Source organism: Virgibacillus proomii, assembly GCF_018916875.1.
GTDB lineage: Bacteria > Bacillota > Bacilli > Bacillales > Amphibacillaceae > Virgibacillus > Virgibacillus proomii_B.
The window spans coordinates 31,149-52,188 of the sequence record NZ_JAHLNO010000014.1 but is presented as its reverse complement, the minus strand read 5'-3'; the positions used below and the strand labels follow the sequence as shown (position 1 = coordinate 52,188).

Genomic DNA, 21,040 nt, shown 5'->3' with positions numbered 1-21,040 from the left:
TATTGGATTTGGATAGGTTACTACCGCCAACCATTATAAAGGATTTTTTATGGAAAAATATAGTTAAAGAAAATTCAGTATTCACTAATGGGTTTAAGTATTTTAATGCGACGCTAGTGAAAGAAGATAAATCCCTTTATTACGAGGATAAACGAAGAAAAATAAGAAGGAGAATAATTTTCATAAAAGTACAAACTTTTTTGTCCTTTTACAGTAATAAAAATATTGGAGACCTGCCTTTCTTCAAATTCATCCCAATTGGCAGCCCAGCTAAATTCCATAATCGCTTCCAGTTCCGTACTTGCATCAAGCGCCGTCCACCTTAAAGAAAGCACGGTTCAAGATGTGGATCACCTGCTAAGAGCGGCATACCTGACGCTGTTTTGTCTCCACTTATAACTCAGTTGTTACTGCCATTGGAAGGATTGGGGATAATGATATCCTCTATATAAGCATTCACATCAGAAGCAAACCATTTCAAAGCTTCAATCGACTCTTCAGAATAAACTTCGTAAGATTTCTCCGCTGCACGTCTCAAGCCCAATGTATAAAAATATTTATTCATATTAACGGTATCTTTTCCCCAACCACTTCACTTAACGTACCTGATGTCGTTCCACGAGAGAACTCCATTTGAAACATTCTCCGATCTGCTTGGAAATAGCCCAAATACGTATGTTATCCACATGAATATGCGGTACCCCATCATCAGTAATGACAGTAACTTCATTCTCTAGTATGGAAAGCTCCATCGTCCCCTCTGTTTTTGGAAGAGATTTATCAATGTATCCATTTATAAAGACGAGGCACAATAAGTACTAAAACAATGAGAGAACCCAGTAACTTCTCTTTTTTGCTTACTCTTTTTTTCTTGGGTAACGTTTCATATACATCTTTTTTATTCACTATTTTATTAACTTTACTTTATATGTACCGCACCCTTTTTATTGCCACCATTTTTTCTCCTGTCAGAACCGTAAAAACACATGCTCAATGGCCACCATAAGATGAGAATAATCGGATACACTTCCCAAATGACATTTGGTGTAGAAATTGCGCTGACAATGATTAAAAAAACAACTGTTATGAAAGTTCCTAAAATAGATAATCCAAAATATCTTTTGGATCTAATAAAGTATAAAAGGATTGGCCACCATAATATCGCATACGCAGGATAAATCGCCCATGGATATCCTGGTGAAAGATAATAATTCAAGAGAGAATAATACAAAATCGTAGCCCCGCTTCCAATTAATGCGACGGATAACTTTTTACTTGCTTTGCCTAAGAAAGTCAAGAGAATTAATAAGATAATTGGATAAGCAACATATAAAATCCACGGATGTCCCGGTGAATTGAAATAATTATTTACCCATAAGAAAAGGATAGTTACTAAACCGGTAAAAAGGACAAATTGTTTATATTGCTTTTTGCTTAAAAAATAAAGACTGATTGGCAACAAAATGAGCACATGAGAAGGATACAAGAACCAGAGATCTCCGGGAGTTGTAAGAAAATTAACTACCATTAAAAATGCAATCGTCATGATACTTCCGAGTGTTGCAAAGAAAAGCTCTTGTTTCATATCAGCACCTCCTTATTTTAATTTTCTCCATCTATAAAACATGATAAGCGGCCACCATAAAATAGCGAAAGTCGGGTAAACAAACCAAATAGTCGAAGGAGAGTAATACATATTAACAAAGATCATCAAAGCAATAATTAAAATACTTCCCCATATGGAGAAATTCAAATCGATTTTTGCTTTTTCTATTCTCCTTACATCCTTGTCTATGTTGTAAACACCTAATTCACTTTTTATTTCATCAATATTGCCAAATTCCACGATGGCCTTATTGATAGCGTCCTCTTCTTCCTTCCCTTGAGCCATCAGATCGTATACTTTTTCTTCCAGGTTCTGATAAATCTCTTGCTTGATTGTTTCTTTTTCTTCGCTATTTGGGGTATCCTTGAATAATTCATCTACATGGTTTTTTATCTTCTTCAATCTAATCCCTCCATAAACAAATCAATAATTTCTTTTGTTTCTCGCCATTCTTTAACGGTTTCTTTTAAATAAGCTTTTCCCAACGTCGTGATTCTGTAATATTTTCTCTTTCCACCGTGAGACATATTGCCGTAATAGGATTCAATTAAACCTTTCTTCTCAAGGCGCTGGAAAACCGCATATAGTGTAGCCTCTTTAATCTGGTAACGATTCTCTGTCCGTAGGCTGATTTGTTTCGATATTTCATAACCATACTGATCATTTTCATAAATCAACCGCAGGATGATGGATTCCAGATGACCGCGAATAATATCACTTCTAATCATAACAATCCTTCCTCACTCATTATAATTCTATCTGATGGAGTAATATTAACACTAATTACTCTGCGTGTCAAAGTAATTAAAAATAGACTAAAATATTTTTTGTATATAAGAACTAAAATTCATTTATTATACTAGGGTTTGTTAAACTTTTTTCTTTAAATAATATTTTTGTTCACCTTACTTATTTATATCTATGTGATAGAGTAATGTATTATAATTTTACTCTATCTATCAAAATAAAATAAAAATGAATGAAATTTTATTTTGGAGATTATTCGATTGAACGGAATCAACAATAAATCAAATTACACAATAAACAAATGAGTAATATAGATAACTTTTATTCGTTATCACTCCTTGTTAGAGTAATTTAAAGTATATATTGTAAAATCAATGTTCTACCTTCTATTTGTTGTACAAACTTTCTTGTCCTTTTACATATGAATGGCTCATAAGAATAAATAATCAAGTAAAGCCTCTCCAAATACTTCTTGGAGAGGCTTTACTTGATTATATTTAAAAAACAAATTATACATCCTCTTTACAAGCCCATGCGTCAATCTCTACTTTAAATTGTGGTGCTGCTAAACCAACTACGAATACCATTGTTGTACAAGGTAAATGATCACCTAAAAACTCACTAATTATATCTCTTCTTTTATTTGCATCCATTTCCCCTACAATATAAAACACAAGCTTAGTTAGGTCTTTTACTTCCATATTTGCCTCTTCTAAATTATTATTTATGTTTTTAAAGGCTAACTTCAATTGTTCTAATGAATCCTCTGGAACGTACCCGTCCACATCCATTCCAAGCTGACCTGATAATGTCAACCATTTCATATTACCTGAAGTTTCAATTTGATGAGTGTAAGGTGCTAACGGCTTATGAATACCTTCTGGATTCCTAGTTACTTTCATTTTAAATCCTCCTATTACTAATTGTTTTTGTTATTAATTACATATTTTTATCTATATTAAGAGCGCATATTGCACCGAAGTACCCTTCTCCGGTATTTATACTAAGGATTTATCCATCAATTAGTCGCTCTTCATACTGTATCTGGTATTGTGAGTCCATTGTTGGGATCAGGCAAACTTTATTCATTGGCATTTTCAAACCATCATTTCAGCATCAACCCCTATCTTTGGTCCTTTGGTTGCTGCAACCAAAACCTTATCCCCTGAGTGACTTACAGAAGCCTCTAATTCAGTATTTAAAAATTCTAGGTTTGCCATGTTGCTTGCCACAATCATTACAAGTCCTATCAATTATAATATTTTCTGCAGGTGTATTTATAATAAACGCGACTAGTTTACGTAGCATAATTGCATCTGTTACATATTTTAATTGGTCTTCATAATTACGATATAGTATCTCGCTTCCAGATAAGATACTATAATCAATTTTAATATGTTTAATGTCTGATAAGGCATACATTATTCTATTGTTCATACTGCCGAACCCTTTATTTTAGTCTGTTTAGTTTTATCATAGCGTAATTTCTTACGCTCATATACTGCGCACAACACGAATAAAATAAATAGTGATAAACCTCCCATTAGATAACCGTAAGGAATGCCTAAACTCGCCGTAATTGGTCGTGTAATTACTGGAGATAAGAATTGTCCCATAAAAAAACTACCTAACGCCCTTCCCTTAAATTCAGAACTAGTAGTGGTTATTAACCAAGTGTTTAAATTTGGTAATGTTGTTCCAACACCTGCTCCAACCAAAGCTAAAGCGATTACCATTATTGTAATGTTAGTTGATAAGAATAAAAGAATGTATCCTACGCTAATAGATAATAACGCAAACATTGCAATCTTTTCGAAAGATAGCATCTTTCTTAATCGAGCATATTGTGTAGATGTTAGTCCCCACACTAAGCCAACTAGCGCAAGCAAGAACCCAACTGCAGTACTGCTTTGAATATTAAGTGACTCAGCATAGAATGGCAATTGTGAAGGAACCATAAAATATGTAACCATTGTGATAAACCCAATAGTACTAACCAGAATAGTAGTTGGTGTGACCTTTTTGCTAATAGTTGTTTTTTTATTAGCATTATTTGTGTTCTTTTGCTTAATAGTATTTGTAGGTATCCTTTCTGGTTCTTTAATAAGCATAATTGCAGAAGGAAGTAATAAAAAAGCTACCGTAAATTAAAAAAGGATATCTCCAATCAAAATCAGCCAAAAATCCGCTTATTGAAACAAATATTACATTGCCGAATGCCATAAATAATGATTGTCTTCCTAAAGATATAGCAGTTTTAGAATTCTGTGCATAGTCACTTATCAATGCAGTTGCACAAGTTGTAGGTGCAGCTACAGCAATACCCAGTAAAAATCTACTCATTAACATTATTACTAATGAAGAAGTAAAGAAACCTGCTATACCAGAAGCACCATACAAGTAAGGAAGAAATTAATAATTTCTTCCTGCCTACTTTGTCCTATACCAGTAAATGGGGCGAATAAACCAGCAGATAAAGCCGGTATAGTTAGTGAGATCATAACCCAGTATTCACTTGAAATCTCAAAGTAGCTATTCATCCCTGGTAGGCTTGGAGTAATAGCTGTTGTGCCAATAATTGTAATCATACTAGCTAATAATAAAGTTAAATCTCTAAGCACTAACTTTAATTTCAATTTAACACCCTCCGTGATGAGTCAATTACAAAAGACGATAATAATTTAGCGAGTTTTTCAGGTTCATCGAACTGTATTGCATGGCCAGCATCAACACTCTCAAACTTAAGATAATCTGTTTTAATGTTATTTCTTATTAACGTCTCTACTTTCTTGTTATCAACCAATCTATCGTTAGCTCCAAAGATTACTAATGTTGGTGGTGTTGAAATAGAAGAAAGTGAATTAATTGCTAACTCCGCTAATTCGTACCATACTTCATAAGTCCTCTCACTTACATTTTGTAAACAAAGAGGATCGCTTTTTATAAAGTGATGAAAACTCTCTTGTTCAGTAAAATCAATGGGCTGGAGCGGCACAGGAACATAAGGATATGATTTTTCTGGTTTCAGATTGAACTCCTTTACTATCTCAGAAGCTGTATGGTTCGACATTTTAAGAACATCGCTATACCTTTCTGTATATGAAAAACCTGGTGCAATCATTGAGAACGAAGTTAAAATATCTTCTTTTTCTAATTCTGCAGCTATAACTGTTGCAACTTGTCCTCCAAAGCACCACCCGGCTAAGTGAATATACTTATAATCTTCCCTTAGTTTTTTTAGGAAGTCAACAACATCTTTGATTTCTCTATCTTTAGAAACTAAATTACCTCTTTCAACTTTGTTTAAGCCTGAACCCCTTCGATCTAAAGCTACAAAAGAAAGTTCAGCATTGGCGATTAGATGAGTTGCGAGAGGTGCCTGCCATTCTGAGTGACTAATCCCCCCATGCAAAAGGACTACAACATCTTCATTTCTCTTTTTTTCCCAAACCCTATAATGTTGTTTATACCCATCAGTTTGTTTGAATGTTTTTACCGTTGATTTCATGTAATTTTCCATTAAAATTCACTCTTTTATTATTACTAATTCCCTTCTTTCCAATTCAAGCAGGGACTTAGTAATGAATTAAATTACTTCATAGGTGAGAAAATTATCTATGGTACTATCTTCGTTGGCACTCATTCGCTCAAAGACATTAGCATAAATAGATTTATATCTTTCTAATGTATCTTTGGAGATTTTTTTGCCGTTAGCGTTAAAAGTAATTGTTAGTACGTTCTCTACATCATAACCAACATTTACTAGTAAATCGAAATCAGTATGCTCAAACCACTTGATATCATTAAGTAATTTCATACCATTTTCAGGTGTCGAGAGATCTTTATACTTTTTAAAATTAGTATAATTGAAAATGGTATCAAAGATTCGGTCTGTTTCTAGGTCTTTTAAAAGAGCAGGTAAAGGATAATTTCTATGCGAAAGACTATCCTTTTCATTCTCAAAAGTCATCTGAATAAGTTCAGACAAAGAACCTACAGTCCTTACTTCTTGTCTAAACGGGATAAAATTAAGAAACATCCCTATTGTTTTTTCACTTCCTTCTTTTTCTGGTCGACTATTTGAAGGAATGTCATAAGTTGATTATACTTAACTATAAAATCATGCATATCATACATATGATCGATTCATAAATACTACTCGCCAACCATCCGGGTCTTCTATTGTAATCCCTTTTTCCTTCCAATATTCATTTTCAGGTTCTGCCTCTTTATAGCCCATATGATTCATTCGCTTTACTAACTGATTTATTTCGTTATTGTCTTGCATATAAAAGACGATCAGATTATCCTTCGTTGGAGCTACACAAGGACTACCGTTCTCATGTGATGTAAATTCCAAATGATAATTCGTATGTAGAAGCCCAAATATAACTCCTTTATATCCTCTGGTACCATGAAACTCTTCCAGTTTTTTTAAACCGATACCTACTTCATAAAATTGAATGACTTTCACAAATTTATCTGTAGGTCTTACTATTTGTATTTGTGCTGCATAAAAATCTCTAATTCTATATACTCACCTTCTTTCAATAGTGTTGTCTTGCTTAACTCAATAATTAGGAGTTAAAAAACAATATGGTTCTATATAATTTTTGGGAATTTTCCCAAAAATAAATGGATACATATAGTGCATGGAGCATATCTTTCTATAACGTTTTTTGATATTTTCGAAATGCTAAAAGAACAAATACACAAGCGATACTAAACATAAGCAGTAAGTAACTGCTATAACGAATGACGATATCCCAATCTGGCTGTGCAGTAATTACCTCACGTCCTGCTTCTACTGCCCAATTGAGTGGATTAAAAGCAGCAAATTTTTCAATCCACGGAGGTACAAGGTCAAGAGGAACAAACATTCCAGAAAGAAATAGTAACGGCATGGTAATGAAGCTTACTGCTGCAGTAAGGCTTTCCTCTTTTAAAACCAATAACGCAAGCGATGTTGATAATACTCCCATTGCAAGCCCTAATAAAACAGCAATAATAATTAACTGAATAACCCCGACTATCCCTCCGGAAAATGAAGTACCTAATAGAAAGGCAGCGCCAATCATAAGCAGTGCCTGAATTACCATCGTTACGGATTCTTGTAATAAACCTCCTAGTACGATAGCAGATCGGTGAATGGGTGAAATTAACAAGCGGTCAAGAACACCTTCCCTATAGTCACTGATGATACCTAAACCTGCATAAGCTCCCGCCATCATCGTACTCATCATTACAATCCCCGGGCCTAGAAATTCAATATACGAATCACCGCCAAAACTAGGAATATCAGCCATACTTGAAAATACTTCACCAAACAAAAACATCCATAAAATTGGTTGGATAACAGTCATTAAAACGATAAATGGTGTACGAACATAGAGTCTTATTGAACGAACAAAAATCCATAATGTATCACTCCATACTTTCATTCGTTTTCTTCCTCTCTTAACTTTTTTCCCGTATATAGAAGGTATACGTCTCCGAGATCCGGTTTTGAAACAGAGATGGACGTTACATTAATACTGTGTTTAGTCAATATTCCTGAAATTTTCGATAATTCTTGATCTCCTTGTTCTACCATCATTTCTAATTGCTCCTTTTCCCTTCTCGTTTCGTAAGTCTCTTGTAAAATAGTATATGCTTGTTCTTGGTTATCACACGTAATTGAAACGGTATCTTTCCCAACTTTGCTTTTTAACTCCTCAGCTGTTCCTTCTACAACAATTTTTCCGTCATTAATAAAAGCGATCGAATCGGATAATTCATCCGCTTCTTCCATATAATGAGTTGTCAGCACAACTGTCATACCTTCTTTACGTTGTAACTGCTTAATCGCAGCCCATAAATCTTTTCTCGCTTCAGGATCCAATCCTGTAGTTGGCTCATCGAGAAAAAGCAGTTTTGGTCGATGAATGATTCCCATTGCTAGATCGAGTTTCCTTTTCATCCCACCAGAGTATTGCTTACTTAAGCGATTAGCATCTTTTTGCAATTGAAATGCCGTAAGTAATTCATCGACACGTTTTTTTAACACATCCCCTTTAAGTCCATAAATTCTTCCTTGAAGCATCAAGTTCTCTTTTCCTGTTCCCATCGGATCGACTCCTGAAGACTGTGAAACACAACCAATTATTTTTTTATCTAATTTTCCACTGCCAAAAATCCTGATCTCTCCGTCATCTGGATAAGCTAGAGATGTTAAAATACGAATAATTGTTGTTTTTCCTGATCCATTGGGACCAAGTAAAGAAAGGGTGATCCCTTCTTTAATCATTAACGATAAGTCATTTAAAGCGATCACATTTTTACCATATGTCTTCTTTACGTGTTTCATCTCAATCGCATTTTGCATTCTTGTCACCTTTCCTTTTTTCTTTTACAATCATTGCTTCATGAATAAAATTTACAACGTCCTTCGTCATTGGATAAAACATAAGACCACCACATTCTTTATTAATTGCATTCCAGGCACTGTCAAGAAACTCTTCATCATCGCCAAACATGTCATAAACCCCTTCCATCCAGCGATCCGCAAGCTTTTGGGCAATCTCGGATTCTGGAGGAACATGCAGATGCTTGTTTATTTCATGGATAAGTTCCACCCATTTCTCTAACTTGTCTTCTTCCATATTGACAGACAGCATCTTTTCCTTATGCTGTTGGCTCATATAACGATCTAGTACAGTATCTATCTCGTTGTTCTTCTTCTGAAATAAATGCATGATACCAAAGATTAAGTCCCAATTTATTTCCTTTTCTATTTGAATCGTATATAAGATGGCACGTAAAGATTGTTCTAATTCCTCGATATGTTTTTTCTGTTCTTTAACCATCAATAACTGTTCTCCAAGAGCTTTTTCCCAGGAATATGCAGGTTCTTGTAAAATACGTTGTATCTTTTCCAGTGAAAAACCTAAAAACTTTAATGATAAAATTTGTTCCAGTCGAAGTAGTTCCGCTTCCCCATATAGTCTATGTCCCCCTTCTGTCGTAGAGGATGGATTTAACAGACCGATTTCATCATAATAATCAAGCGTTCGAATTGTAACTCCTGTTTTTTTGGATAATTTCCCAATGGTGTACATTTGGTCATCTCCTCTTCGGATTGCTAACTTAAGTATAAAACAACACGTAACGTTGGATTCAAGTTTTTTAAAAAATAAATATTTGAGTTACATTTATTTATAAAACCTATAAAATTTAGAGGAATTTTCAATTTGTCATTTTGACCATTTTTGAACATCTCTATTAATAAAAGATCTATTCCTCCATTACGAATAGATCTCTTTGAAAGTAAATTATTCTTTTATATTTCATCTAAGGCTTGTACCATAATATACTTCCTAAATTAATAACGATAATATAATTAGAAAATGCAATTGTTATAAGAAAAGGTAAGGATTATCTAAAACGAAAAATATTGTTCTTTTCGATAACTGCTTTATACTGTATACCCATTTTATAGCTTATGACGATTTAACAGTTCAATGATTATAACTGGTTATATAAGTTGGGCAAAGTTCATTTTCCATAAGCTATACTTTTTGACATATAAAAAACTCCCACTCAACGGAAGTTTTTTAACCTACTTATGATTGAAAGAAAATAGTTGCTTTATCACTGGATTACCTCGACAAAATAACATTACAACACTGTGATTATACTTTATGAGGGTTATTTTTCATGTTTAAATATTCATGTTGAAAAATACACATTCGATAAGCATTATGATAACTGCCTTCAACGAAGAATTCATCTTTCAATTCAGCTTCTACTTTAAAACCGACTTTTTTATAAATATGAATTGCTTTTTCATTATACTTGTCAACGATAAGATAGAGTTTATGCAAATTTAATATGGAAAAAGCATAATCCATTGCTAACCGTGCGGCAGTAACTGCATAGCCCCGACCTTGATGCTCCGGTTTAATAATGATTTGAAATTCCGCATTCCGATGAATATAATCAATCTCTACTAACTCAACGAGACCTAGCCTTTCACCTTTTTTTGATTCAAGAATAAACCGCCGCTCACTTTGATCATGAATATGCTTATCATATATATCCTGTAACTCTACAAAAGAATGATATGGTTCTTCAAACCAATAAGCCATAATATTTGCATCATTTCCTAGTTCATGAACAAATTGTAAATCTTCACGCTCTAAAGAACGTATTTTAATTTCCTTGTTCATTTTCTATAACCTCCAAGAATTTAACATAAAGCATACATGATAAACTATATCATTATCCAAAGTTTTTATAAAGGAATTATTATTAATAGGTAAACTCTGTCAGGAAAATGAAATTCCAAGGTTAGGGAAGCGGAAAGAAAATACCGAGTAACAATATTTCCTACTTTTACACTAAATTAATTTTAACTGATAAAATCAAGTATAATTGGTTTATTTTTATCCATTGTCGCATTATATTGTAATATTACCCTGATTGTTTCTTTCCATCGTTTACCGCTTCTGCATCAAAATTTTCATTTCATTTACATTTGCTGCCAAAGATTAAGAATAACCGATCACCTACACGTAATTCATCCGTTTAAAGCCCTGTTTTTCTGTTATCTGTAAGACAAATATTGTTCTTATTTACATACCTTTATCTTTGTTGTTAGAACACCTTGTTTAATAATTCAGACGAGGGATATCAGTGTTTTTTGTAAGCATAAATACCTTATACTTATTTGAACCACGAATTATACTCTTCCTAAATCTCGTGTTTTTTGGAATTCAGGAGCTACAAGTTGGTTTCCGTGTATGGCGTCGATATACAATAAAAAAGAATGTAAGTTTTTCAGTTAAAGTCACATTTTCTTTACTACTCTTAGCATTTAATTCTTCCGTTGAAAAACGAATGTCTTTGAACCGGAGTGTTTAAATAAGCTAATCTAAGATAGCAATGTCTCTAAAAAACTTACAACCAGCAGTAAGACTGTTAGAAATAGAAAAATGTTATACCAATTAAAATAATCATTATATCAGCACAAATATGAATAATCCAGGAAGACCAAATGGTACGGTCTTTTTCATTTACCCTATGAAAAATAATCGCAATGAACCATAAACCGATAAAGCAAATGCCGATCAATATCGGGCTAAACCATAAAGCAATCATAGGAATATGGTACGTTGCAAATAATAGCGGACTAAATAGATAAGCCATTTTTCTCGGAAGCAAAAAGAAAACAAATCCCCGGAAGAAATACTCTTCTAAAAATGAGTTGATAAAAGTTATATACAGTCCGACAAAAATAAAACCTATAGTAGTTATCCCTAAGCGATTTGTTAAATCTCCTTTAATTTGATTAATTGTAAAATATGGTTGAAAGAAATAATAGGAAGCAAGAACGATACTTGCTGATAAGAAGCCTAAAAGTAACAATCGCCGCAGATCACGCTGGTTAAACTTTTTCAAGGTTAATACATCTAAAAAGCGAAAGTCTTTAAATAATGCTTGATATAGCCAAATGTTTAGTAAAAATAAACTAATTTTACTAATTGATTTCATTGCATAATTGGTATTTAATCCATGCTCGATAAACGCAAGGAGCAAACAAGAAAAAATAGTGCTAATTATAATAAATGTCGTTCGTTTACGCACTTCTTTCCCCCGAGATAATATGACTTTATCATATAAGAGAATAATTCTCTCTATACGATATCTTCACTCTTCTGCAAATAAATTCATGCTTAAATAGCGCTCTCCTGAATCTGGTGCAATACAAACCACTTTTTTTCCTTTACCAAGTTTATTTGCTACTTGAATAGCAGCAAAAACAGCAGCTGCACCAGAAAGCCCAATAAAAATACCTTCTTTTTGACCAAGTTGTTTAAACAAATCCACTGCATATTCATCGGCAATCTGGATAATTTCATCATAAATCGATGTATTTAATATATCTGGAATAAATCCTGGACTGGTGCCGACCAGTTTATGCTTCCCTGGCTTTCCACCTGACAGTACTGGAGATCCCTTTGGTTCTACCACAGCAATATGAAGATCTGGAAGCTTTTCTTTTAAAACCTCACCCGTACCGGTTACCGTTCCACCGGTTCCTGCTGTACATACAAAGGCATCCAGTTCACCTTCCATTTGCTCGTATATTTCTAGAGCTGTTGTAATTCGATGGATATCTGAATTTGCTTCATTTTCAAATTGTTGCGGAATAAAGCTGCCTGGATTTTCTTTTTGTAGTTCTAATGCTTTTTTGATAGCACCGGGCATTTTCTCCTCACTTGGTGTTAATACAACCTTTGCTCCGTATGCTCGCAAAATGTTTCTGCGTTCTTCTGTACTGTTGTCAGGCATAACAATAATCGCTTTATACCCTTTTGCTGCAGCATTCATCGCCAAGCCAATACCGGTATTTCCGCTAGTAGGCTCGATAATCGTATCTCCCGGCTTAAGTAATCCCTTCTCTTCAGCTACTTTAATCATATTATATGCTGCGCGGTCTTTAACACTTCGGCTTGGATTATACATTTCCAATTTCACATAAACATCTGCTGCACCAGCAGGAGCAAGCTTATTCAATTTAACTATTGGTGTTTCCCCAATAAGTTCACTAACATTTTTAACGACGCGCATCTTGCTCATCCTCCTTTATACGGTTAAATCAAGAGGTCTATTATCCTACATATAACTCGGAGTAAGTCCTCTACTTCCATGCTACGAAAGGATCCAACAGCAAGTCAAATGCCCGATTCTGTTCATTTAATCAATGGGGGATAAAAGAACCTCCCCCACTGATTAAAGATTCACTTTATGATTTAAGTCCTTTTTCCATTTTTATATTTGGATTGATTTCAATAAGTACTTGTAAAAATTGCTGTTTATTCAGTGGTGAGATTGTAGTTACATCGAACTTCCCACAATCCAAAACAATCCGATCAAGCGATAAAGCAGGAGCAACAGCTAACGGGTTCTTCCTTGCTGTAAAAATAGTATTAATTTTATTAATATCAATGGTTTGTCGAATTGGTCCGTAACGGATTTTAAGTTTATGATCGATAATACAGTAATCTGTACCAAACCAAAACCATAATAACAATAATATCAAGGGAAGAACAAGCAATGCAGATATAAAATTCCCCATAATCATCGGTATGAAAACACCTAAAAGGACAATTCCCCATAACAAGGCAGCCAGCCATCGATCTTTTTTGGAAGGAAATTTCATTATTTTTCCTCCTGTATACTTTTTCTCTATTATAAAAGTAATCTGATCATTTTCCAACCCTGTCTATTGGAAGGAAAAATATTCATATGTTCGTTTTTTCTTATATTCTTCTACTAGTTGTGAAGTTGCGCAAGAGTTAAATTATGTCCTCCAAATTACTTCATATTATGATGGTGCTTGACGATAATCATCTAAAAAAGGAGTGCGTCAAACAATCTTTTTGCTACTATATTTTATTCATCTGAAATAGTTAATTGTGCACGATGATTAAAAAAGGTTTTATATGCTAAATGGAGAAAGATCACAACTGTAATTGCGACTGTACCAGCTATACCGAGCATAATAGCAATTTGATATTTAACCGCATCTACCGGGGAAGCGCCAGCAATAATTTGCCCTGTCATCATTCCAGGTAAAAACACAATCCCCATACCAACCATAGAATTGATTGTCGGGAGCATGGCAGAATCAAACGCCTCGTTAATGATCGAGTGAGATGCATCCTTGGGAGTTGCTCCAAGCATTAAAGCACCTTCTACTTTTGCTTTTTGCTCTCGCATACCAATTAATAATTGATTAACCCCTAAGGTAATACCTGTCATCGCATTTCCTATAATCATACCGCCGATCGGGATAAATAGTTGCGGATTATACCAGGGTTCTAATTGTAAAACGACAAACAAAAAGTAAATCATACTAATCGATATACCTAGTGCCATCGCTAAAGCAATTGTCTTTTTTACGGAGAGATTGATCGCTACACTTGCTCGTTTATACACATTATAAATAGCAAAGGCGAGCATAAACAGAACAATGATTAGCGTGATAAGTGGATTTGGATTCTCAAACACCACCATTAGTAAATATCCAACTAAAATTAATTGAATGGTCATTCGTAATGTAGAAATGATAATCAACTTTTCTCGAGGTATCCCTTTTACACGTACAATAATCCATAATATAACAATAAATACATAAGCAAATAATAGTTGCCAAAAAGTCAAGTCTGTTGCGTCATTCATTTTTTTGCTCCTTTCAAGATTTATTTAATGGTTCATGTTCAGGCTAAGATCGTAACTATGTCCTTAAATTATTGCAATAATATATTCCTAAACGAACTCTCTTTGTTTTTTTGCAGTACACTTAACATGTCCTGCAAACTTTAGAAAGACTTGGCTTGTCGCCAAGTCTTTATGGCGAAAGCTATCGTTTTTCTTATACTATAAAGCCTAAAGTTTTATACTTTCCTATAATGCAAAAAAATCGATGCGTTTTATATCGAACTTTTTGAACATCCTCTAAGATTAACAAATTTCTTACCTTCGGAACGTTTTATTGTAAACACCCTTAACTTTGCTTAACGGCTTTACTATATTGATTTATATCAATTGTTTCATCTGCTATACGATTTGCTATTTCAAGATCATGTGTAACCATAAGCATCGATTTATTTTCAGCTTTAATAAAATCGATAAATGCACCGATAACGTCATCTGCTGTCGCTCTATCTAATGCAGAAGACGGTTCATCTAATAAAAATACTTCTGCATCGAGCAACATTGCTCTTGCTAAGGCCAATCGTTGTTTTTCTCCTCCTGACAGATCTTCTGCCGGAGTTTCCAGCGATTTATGTAAGAATATTTGGTAAAGCACTTTTTCTAAATAAGCATCCTCTGCTAAATCCATTCCGGAAAATTTTTGACCAATTAACAAATTTTCTTTTATGGTGCCAGGAAAAATAACAGGCGTCTGCGGAACCATCGTAACTTTCCTTCTTAGCTTTATTGGATCTATACTTGAAATATTTTCTTCATGATATAAAATCCTCCCTTGATCAGGGGAATCTAAATGATTTAATAGCCGCAGAAAAGTCGATTTCCCACTCCCGCTTTTGCCAATAATACAAATTTTTTTATTTGCTTGTATTTCTAACTTATCCATTTCTAAAACTCCATTAACTTTTAAATTTTCCACACGAAATAATGACATCACTATCCCACCCTCATAGCCTGATTTCTTATTGCATCAATAGGTTTCCTTATTTTACAATGTTATGGTTTTAACAATCTTTTATAACTGAAGGCATCTTTTAATTAGAAAAACTTGGCTTGTCGCCAGGTCTTTATAGTGAAAGCTATCGTTTTTCTTATACTATAAAGCCTAAAGTTTTATACTTTCCTATAGTATAAAATCAGTGTTTCTCTTTTACTATAAGTTATTTTCATGTTGTCTCCAAATTTAATGTCTTCCCTAACCCAGTAATGCCGTCTTTAGGTTTACTTACCCCTTATAGGTAGTCGGGATACCCTTCCGATTTAATCAAATACCCCTTATAGGTATAACGGAAACCCCCGTTATTTCTAAAATACCCCCGCCATGTATTTTGAAGATGGTTAAAATAAAAGCAGGAGAATATAGGAAACATAACGACAATAGAGCAAATATTTATTTGTTATAGGGAAAAGATCAAAGTTTACTGCGGCTTGAGCATCTAAATGATGCAGCAAAGCAAATTTAAAAATGCGTTTCCCCCATGTAAAAACAATATCATTTCCTAAAAAAGCAAAAAAATAGCCCATAAAATATGAGCTATTAATAACATGAGATTATCACACTAATTTTTCTAAATTCTTAAACTCAAGGGTTTTAAATGTATTTATTATCTTTCCCCTGTCATAATTCCATAATGTATGATCTAACTGACAACGAATTGGAACGTTACAATTTATTTTAGCAAGACGCCGTGATAAATAAAGCATATCGAGATTCGTTTTTATTTTCGTTTGCACTCCTTTTGGTAATTCATCGATATTTTCTAATATATTTTCGATCGATCCGTGGGCTTGTATTAGCTTCATTGCTGTCTTTTCACCAATTCCCTTTACCCCCGGGTAATTATCAGATGGATCTCCCATTAATCCTTTTAAATCTACTATTTGATTTGGGAAAATCCCTTTCTTTTCATAGAAATTAGTTTCATTATATACTTCATAATTACCCTGTCCTTTCTTCATAATAGCTACTTGAATTTTTTGATCAACTAATTGCAAAATATCCTGGTCACCCGTAAGAATCAATACCTCATGATCCTCAGCATAAAGTTTTGCTAGAGTTCCAATACAATCATCTGCTTCAAAATTTTCTATTCCTATATTTGCGATATCAAAGCTATCTACCACTTCTTTTACCAAATCAAATTGCGGTATTAATTCTTTTGGTGGTTCATCCCGATTTGCTTTATAATCTGCATACATTTCTGTACGAAACGTTTTGCTTCCCGTATCCCAGCAGCAAATGACGTGCGTTGGAGAAAATGTCTTTACCGCATCAAGGAAATAACGTAAAAACTGATAGACACCGTTTGTCGGTATGCCTTCACTTGTTTTCATAAAATTACCGCGAAATGCTGTAGCAAAAAAGCCGCGGAATAATAGTGCCATGCCATCAACTAGCATAATTTGATGTTTGTTCATGTTTATCCTTCTTTCAATCTACTATTTGCAATAATTTCTCTTATTTCTTGTTGTTTGCTTATTAATTCGTCCACAGATATAGTAGAAGTCATCATCGCTAAACTCCGTTGGATATGGTTTTGCAATTGTTCCGTCACATTCTCCCGAAGATAATCGATCATGTCCTGAGATTGTGCTTTATAAAAATTTCCCAAGCTTTGTTCATTGGTTTCCATATATTGTAGTACAAATGGTTGAAGTACTGTATAAATTGCGTTTTTCATTTGCTCTTTTTCGTTTTTCTCAAAGAAAGCTTTTGTATTTTTAAACATATTTATGATTCGATCAAATGATTTTTTATCCATATCTTGAAATGCTTCTGAAAAAATTGGTGATGCTAACTCTTTTATTTCTGCTTCAGCAAATAAAAACGAAGTATCAATTTGTTTACTTTGTCTTTCCATCTCTTTGTACGCATCTATCATTATATCGTGGATAAATGCTTCCATCCGTAGAGAAACTGCTTGTAATTCTCTGATTAGTTCTGTTTGGTAATAGGTAATAAGGTCTTCCAAGCAATCCCAAAGCTGCTTTCTTGCTTGCCTCCCGTTTTCTGTGATCGTAGCAGGGTTGAATGTTTCTTTAAACATATCATGGAAGCGAATAGCTAATCGCTCTAATACATAATACAGCTGTTTTTCAATTTTTTGCTTGATTTGATTCAAATACGGTGCTGAATCTAGATCATCAATAACTTGCTGTAATTCGCTTTGTTTAGCTAGGATGGACTTCTTAAATACTTCTTTCTCTTGTTGATCCAATTTCTGTGAAGCAATAAATTGCTTCAGTTGCTGCTCCATTCGCTCCATATCACGGAAAACGGAAGCTACCATTAACTTAGTTAAATCCTCATGAATAAATTGATAAAATTCAGTTTCAAATTTAGCCATTAAGGTATCCAAATGTTGATGTTTTTGTTTATTTACGAGTGCATTTCTGCTTGAGACAGGATATAATCGCGGAAAACGTATAGCTAACTGTAATAATTGTTCCTGTACATAATCCTTAACGAGTGTTAGTTCTCTTTCATCTTTTGCTAAATCAGCAGCATTAACAATAAAGAACATTTTATCTAATTGAAAAGAGTCCTTTACTCTGCTTAATTGCATTAAAAAGTCTTTGTCAGCCCGATTCAATGCATGATTATAATACGTAACATAGAGAATTGCATCAGCATGTTTAATATAATCAAAAGCAACATCTGTATGCCGAGCATTAACTGAGTCTGCACCTGGAGTGTCCACAAGACGGATCCCTTGACGAGTCAATTCACAATCGTAATACAGATCAATTGTCTCTAAAAAGCAAGCTTTTGTTTCATCAGTTACATAAGCTGGAAAGTCGTCTAAAGCCAAGGTAATCGTATGACTGATGTTCGGCCTTATAGATTTATAGCCATTTATAACTGCTTTTAGATACGACTGGTATGTGTTTGCCAAGGATTCATTACGATATATTTTTTCCTGTTTTATCCAACTGATTAAATCATCAAGATTAGAAAATGCGGGAGAGAATTTCTTTGTAATTGTGGTAAGCTCATCTACCAATCTCTCATGAGATTTAACTTTGACGATAATTGTACCATGCTGATGATCATGATCGACAGGATTGATTCGATTTACCGTTGCTGTTGTCGGGTTTGGTGATACTGGCAGTACGCCTTCTCCCATCAATGCATTGGCAAACGAAGATTTTCCGGCGCTAAATGCGCCGAATAATGCTATTGTGTATATACGATTTTTTAATCGTTGCTTTTTCCTTTGTAAATCATGCATCAATGATTGAAATCCAGGCAATTGATCAACGATTTGCATTGTTTTTTCTATGGAATTAATCGTCATTTCTATCGTATTAGCATGATGTTTTGTTTCATTTGAAGAAGTAACTTTCTTGTCATTAGAAAGCGGCATATTTTCTAGATTATTTGCTATTGTTATTCTCTTAGGCTGCGCTATTTGTTTTATTCGGTTGTGCTGGTTTTGCAAAGCTTCTTCCATCAGTACGATTGCTGCTTCTTTTAGTGAATGGGCTGCGTTATTTGTTTGTCTAATGGCTGCTTGCTTTTTATCCAGCTCATCCTTTAATTGATCATAGCGATTTAACGTTTTTTGTATTTCTTTGAGCTCTGTTAATTGACCTAACAAATTGGTCCGGATCGGCTGATTTCGTTTTTGTAAATACGTTTCAATTTTTGCCCATAACGTATTTGCAGATCGCTTTGCCTTTGTTTTTATAGCTTGAGCAAGATCATTTGTATAATAAAGGATATAGTCTCCACTAACAGTAGCGCCTTGTTTGATCACTTCTATAATATCTTGTTGATCTACGATAATGGAAAAATCCTGGATGTAGTCTCGTATGTGTATATCATCCACTTTATTTTCCTTAAACAATTGCTGCCATTTATCCCGGAGCTTCCATTGCATTGTAGCTTCAACTGTTTGCTGTAAATCGGCTAAAAAATCATGTGTGCGCTTTCTTCGTTCTTCTTCTGTTTTTTTCTTTGCACCAAGCAACCCTATTTTAAAATCGCTCTTATGAGATTCTAAAAATGCTGCCGCTTTATCTCTTAATGTTGCTGGCATCAGATAAGCATTTTTTAAAGTTTGCTGTAAAATAGCTTGAAAATCGGTCTTTAGTTTCTTTTCTTGTCTATCCATCTCTTGGAGTTCTGTCTGTTTTGTCTTTATTTCAGCTAATTTTTCCCGTTCTTCAGTTGGAATGCGATAAGCTTCGAGCTTCTCTTCATATTGTACGCCAAGAAAGGAATCATGCTGCTTTATAACCTCTTGAAGCGTATGATCACTACTTAATAACTCAGACTTCCTAGTTGTTAATAGGTTATTTAAAGTTTCCTTTATGTCATTTAATTGATTCTTTTCCAAATTAGGTTCGTATAAGGAAGTATAAAAAATTTGTTCAGGTTCGATCTCCCATAATGCTAACGTCTGTTTGATACTATCTTCAAAATCTGAAAAAGACAATTCTTCCTCGACATGCTTATCAATTTGATTAATAATGATGTAAAAAGGGATCGATTTATCTTGTACATCTTTTAAAAATTGTAAATTAACTTCTGATTGGACATGATTATAATCCATAACATAAAAAAGAGCATCCATAAGATGGAGAGATGCTTCTGTCATTAATCGATCTGCATCATCAGCTGCATCAATACCCGGTGTATCGACAAAAGCAGTTCCTCTAGGCAATAACTTTGTCGATGTACTAATTTCGAGTTTGATGATTTTATCTTTATCCATGGAATATTGCTTGATTAGCTCTACATCCACTGGTTCAGCATACTCTTCCGGTTCTTGATCTTTAAAATATACGCGGACATATCCACCTCCGGATGTGATTTTAACAATGTTGGCGCTCGTTGGAATAGGACTATTTGGTAAAATATCATGATCCAATAATGTATTAATCATGGTTGATTTACCGGCAGAAAAATGTCCGGCAAAACAGATCATCAACTCCTGTTCTTTGTATTTTTTATATAAATCCAGCATTTTCTCCGCGTTTACCTGATCTTGATGGTCTAGCATTTTTTGATATACAAATGCTATTTTCTCAAGCATCATAGGCACGGAACTGATTGTTGTTGTGCTCCCCATACTTCTCACGCATCCCCCTATTATTACTACTAGCGTTTATTATACGGGATAACTCTGTTTAATGCTACATAGCTCTAACAATCTTATAAAGTGAAACTTCCATGAGTGGGGGCTTTCTTTCATCCCCCACTCATGGTTAGTACCGCAAGGGATGACCTAAAGGCCCTTGAACCAATCGGACATTTATTGGCAGTTATCCCCCACCTAGACTTCTTCGATCCCTCTTACTCCCCGAGGTGGGGGTTTCTTACTGCCAGTTAGATGTGGGATAAACTCCTCTATCTAACATTTCAAAAAAGCGAACGATCTTACTACCCTTTCAAAATATTTTCTCTGTAAAGAATATCATGTA

General features: G+C 34.2%; 25 protein-coding genes. All 25 read right to left on the bottom strand.

What is annotated here, in order from left to right:
- Nucleotides 1-322 precede the first annotated feature (322 nt).
- Nucleotides 323-397: a penicillin acylase family protein gene (locus KQI21_RS16390; RefSeq protein WP_309245511.1), complete on the bottom strand. Its 75-nt coding sequence runs from the start codon at nucleotides 395-397 to the stop codon at nucleotides 323-325.
- Nucleotides 398-400: 3 nt separating this feature from the next.
- Nucleotides 401-565, bottom strand: a complete 165-nt coding sequence (locus KQI21_RS16050) for a hypothetical protein (protein WP_253291325.1) — start codon at nucleotides 563-565, stop codon at nucleotides 401-403.
- Nucleotides 562-633 (bottom strand): penicillin acylase family protein, encoded by a 72-nt coding sequence (locus tag KQI21_RS16045; protein WP_253291330.1) that lies wholly within the window; start codon nucleotides 631-633, stop codon nucleotides 562-564. The genes KQI21_RS16050 and KQI21_RS16045 overlap by 4 nt, the downstream gene beginning before the upstream one ends.
- Before the next feature lie 286 nt (nucleotides 634-919).
- Nucleotides 920-1,585, bottom strand: a complete 666-nt coding sequence (locus KQI21_RS06095; RefSeq protein ID WP_216483246.1) for a hypothetical protein — start codon at nucleotides 1,583-1,585, stop codon at nucleotides 920-922.
- 12 nt (nucleotides 1,586-1,597) lie between these two features.
- Nucleotides 1,598-2,008 (bottom strand): permease prefix domain 1-containing protein, encoded by a 411-nt coding sequence (locus tag KQI21_RS06090; RefSeq protein WP_216483245.1) that lies wholly within the window; start codon nucleotides 2,006-2,008, stop codon nucleotides 1,598-1,600.
- Nucleotides 2,005-2,334: a PadR family transcriptional regulator gene (locus KQI21_RS06085; protein ID WP_216483244.1), complete on the bottom strand. Its 330-nt coding sequence runs from the start codon at nucleotides 2,332-2,334 to the stop codon at nucleotides 2,005-2,007. The genes KQI21_RS06090 and KQI21_RS06085 overlap by 4 nt, the downstream gene beginning before the upstream one ends.
- 528 nt (nucleotides 2,335-2,862) lie before the next feature.
- On the bottom strand, nucleotides 2,863-3,255 hold the full coding sequence (locus KQI21_RS06080; protein WP_216483243.1) for a RidA family protein: 393 nt from the start codon (nucleotides 3,253-3,255) through the stop codon (nucleotides 2,863-2,865).
- Nucleotides 3,256-3,450: 195 nt separating this feature from the next.
- Nucleotides 3,451-3,573 (bottom strand): hypothetical protein, encoded by a 123-nt coding sequence (locus KQI21_RS16385; RefSeq protein WP_301281734.1) that lies wholly within the window; start codon nucleotides 3,571-3,573, stop codon nucleotides 3,451-3,453.
- Nucleotides 3,574-3,786: 213 nt separating this feature from the next.
- Nucleotides 3,787-4,464: an MFS transporter gene (locus KQI21_RS06075; RefSeq protein ID WP_301281733.1), complete on the bottom strand. Its 678-nt coding sequence runs from the start codon at nucleotides 4,462-4,464 to the stop codon at nucleotides 3,787-3,789.
- Nucleotides 4,454-4,696, bottom strand: coding sequence for an MFS transporter (locus KQI21_RS16700; RefSeq protein WP_373687632.1), 243 nt, complete (start codon nucleotides 4,694-4,696; stop codon nucleotides 4,454-4,456). The genes KQI21_RS06075 and KQI21_RS16700 overlap by 11 nt, the downstream gene beginning before the upstream one ends.
- Before the next feature lie 35 nt (nucleotides 4,697-4,731).
- Nucleotides 4,732-4,989, bottom strand: a complete 258-nt coding sequence (locus tag KQI21_RS06065; RefSeq protein ID WP_216483240.1) for a hypothetical protein — start codon at nucleotides 4,987-4,989, stop codon at nucleotides 4,732-4,734.
- On the bottom strand, nucleotides 4,986-5,873 hold the full coding sequence (locus tag KQI21_RS06060) for an alpha/beta hydrolase (protein WP_216483239.1): 888 nt from the start codon (nucleotides 5,871-5,873) through the stop codon (nucleotides 4,986-4,988). The genes KQI21_RS06065 and KQI21_RS06060 overlap by 4 nt, the downstream gene beginning before the upstream one ends.
- A gap of 66 nt (nucleotides 5,874-5,939) precedes the next feature.
- Nucleotides 5,940-6,443, bottom strand: coding sequence for a condensation domain-containing protein (locus KQI21_RS06055; RefSeq protein ID WP_309245510.1), 504 nt, complete (start codon nucleotides 6,441-6,443; stop codon nucleotides 5,940-5,942).
- 39 nt (nucleotides 6,444-6,482) lie between these two features.
- Nucleotides 6,483-6,881 (bottom strand): VOC family protein, encoded by a 399-nt coding sequence (locus KQI21_RS06050; RefSeq protein WP_216483249.1) that lies wholly within the window; start codon nucleotides 6,879-6,881, stop codon nucleotides 6,483-6,485.
- Between the two features lie 139 nt (nucleotides 6,882-7,020).
- Nucleotides 7,021-7,794: an ABC transporter permease gene (locus KQI21_RS06045; RefSeq protein ID WP_216483238.1), complete on the bottom strand. Its 774-nt coding sequence runs from the start codon at nucleotides 7,792-7,794 to the stop codon at nucleotides 7,021-7,023.
- A complete protein-coding gene (locus KQI21_RS06040; protein WP_216483237.1) occupies nucleotides 7,791-8,717 on the bottom strand; it encodes an ABC transporter ATP-binding protein in 927 nt (308 codons plus the stop codon). Before KQI21_RS06040 ends, KQI21_RS06045 begins: the two co-directional genes overlap by 4 nt.
- Nucleotides 8,701-9,450, bottom strand: coding sequence for a MerR family transcriptional regulator (locus tag KQI21_RS06035; protein ID WP_216483236.1), 750 nt, complete (start codon nucleotides 9,448-9,450; stop codon nucleotides 8,701-8,703). The genes KQI21_RS06040 and KQI21_RS06035 overlap by 17 nt, the downstream gene beginning before the upstream one ends.
- A 573-nt stretch (nucleotides 9,451-10,023) precedes the next feature.
- On the bottom strand, nucleotides 10,024-10,560 hold the full coding sequence (gene speG, locus KQI21_RS06030) for a spermidine N1-acetyltransferase (RefSeq protein ID WP_216483235.1): 537 nt from the start codon (nucleotides 10,558-10,560) through the stop codon (nucleotides 10,024-10,026).
- A 751-nt stretch (nucleotides 10,561-11,311) separates the two neighbouring features.
- A complete protein-coding gene (locus KQI21_RS06025; protein ID WP_216483234.1) occupies nucleotides 11,312-11,977 on the bottom strand; it encodes a CPBP family intramembrane glutamic endopeptidase in 666 nt (221 codons plus the stop codon).
- Nucleotides 11,978-12,040: 63 nt separating this feature from the next.
- Nucleotides 12,041-12,964 (bottom strand): cysteine synthase A, encoded by a 924-nt coding sequence (cysK, locus tag KQI21_RS06020; protein ID WP_216483233.1) that lies wholly within the window; start codon nucleotides 12,962-12,964, stop codon nucleotides 12,041-12,043.
- A gap of 175 nt (nucleotides 12,965-13,139) precedes the next feature.
- Nucleotides 13,140-13,556, bottom strand: coding sequence for a PH domain-containing protein (locus KQI21_RS06015; protein ID WP_216483232.1), 417 nt, complete (start codon nucleotides 13,554-13,556; stop codon nucleotides 13,140-13,142).
- A 233-nt stretch (nucleotides 13,557-13,789) separates the two neighbouring features.
- Nucleotides 13,790-14,578: an ABC transporter permease gene (locus KQI21_RS06010; protein ID WP_216483231.1), complete on the bottom strand. Its 789-nt coding sequence runs from the start codon at nucleotides 14,576-14,578 to the stop codon at nucleotides 13,790-13,792.
- Between the two features lie 325 nt (nucleotides 14,579-14,903).
- Complete coding sequence (locus KQI21_RS06005; protein ID WP_216483230.1) at nucleotides 14,904-15,545, bottom strand: ABC transporter ATP-binding protein; 642 nt, start codon at nucleotides 15,543-15,545, stop codon at nucleotides 14,904-14,906.
- A gap of 620 nt (nucleotides 15,546-16,165) precedes the next feature.
- The gene (locus tag KQI21_RS06000; RefSeq protein WP_216483229.1) at nucleotides 16,166-17,029 is read right to left on the bottom strand and encodes a 5'-3' exonuclease; all 864 of its coding nucleotides are present in this window, start codon (nucleotides 17,027-17,029) and stop codon (nucleotides 16,166-16,168) included.
- 2 nt (nucleotides 17,030-17,031) lie between these two features.
- Nucleotides 17,032-20,688 carry a dynamin family protein gene (locus KQI21_RS05995; RefSeq protein WP_216483228.1) on the bottom strand — a complete coding sequence of 1,219 codons (3,657 nt, stop codon included), beginning with the start codon at nucleotides 20,686-20,688 and terminating at the stop codon, nucleotides 17,032-17,034.
- Between the last annotated feature and the right edge of the window lie 352 nt (nucleotides 20,689-21,040).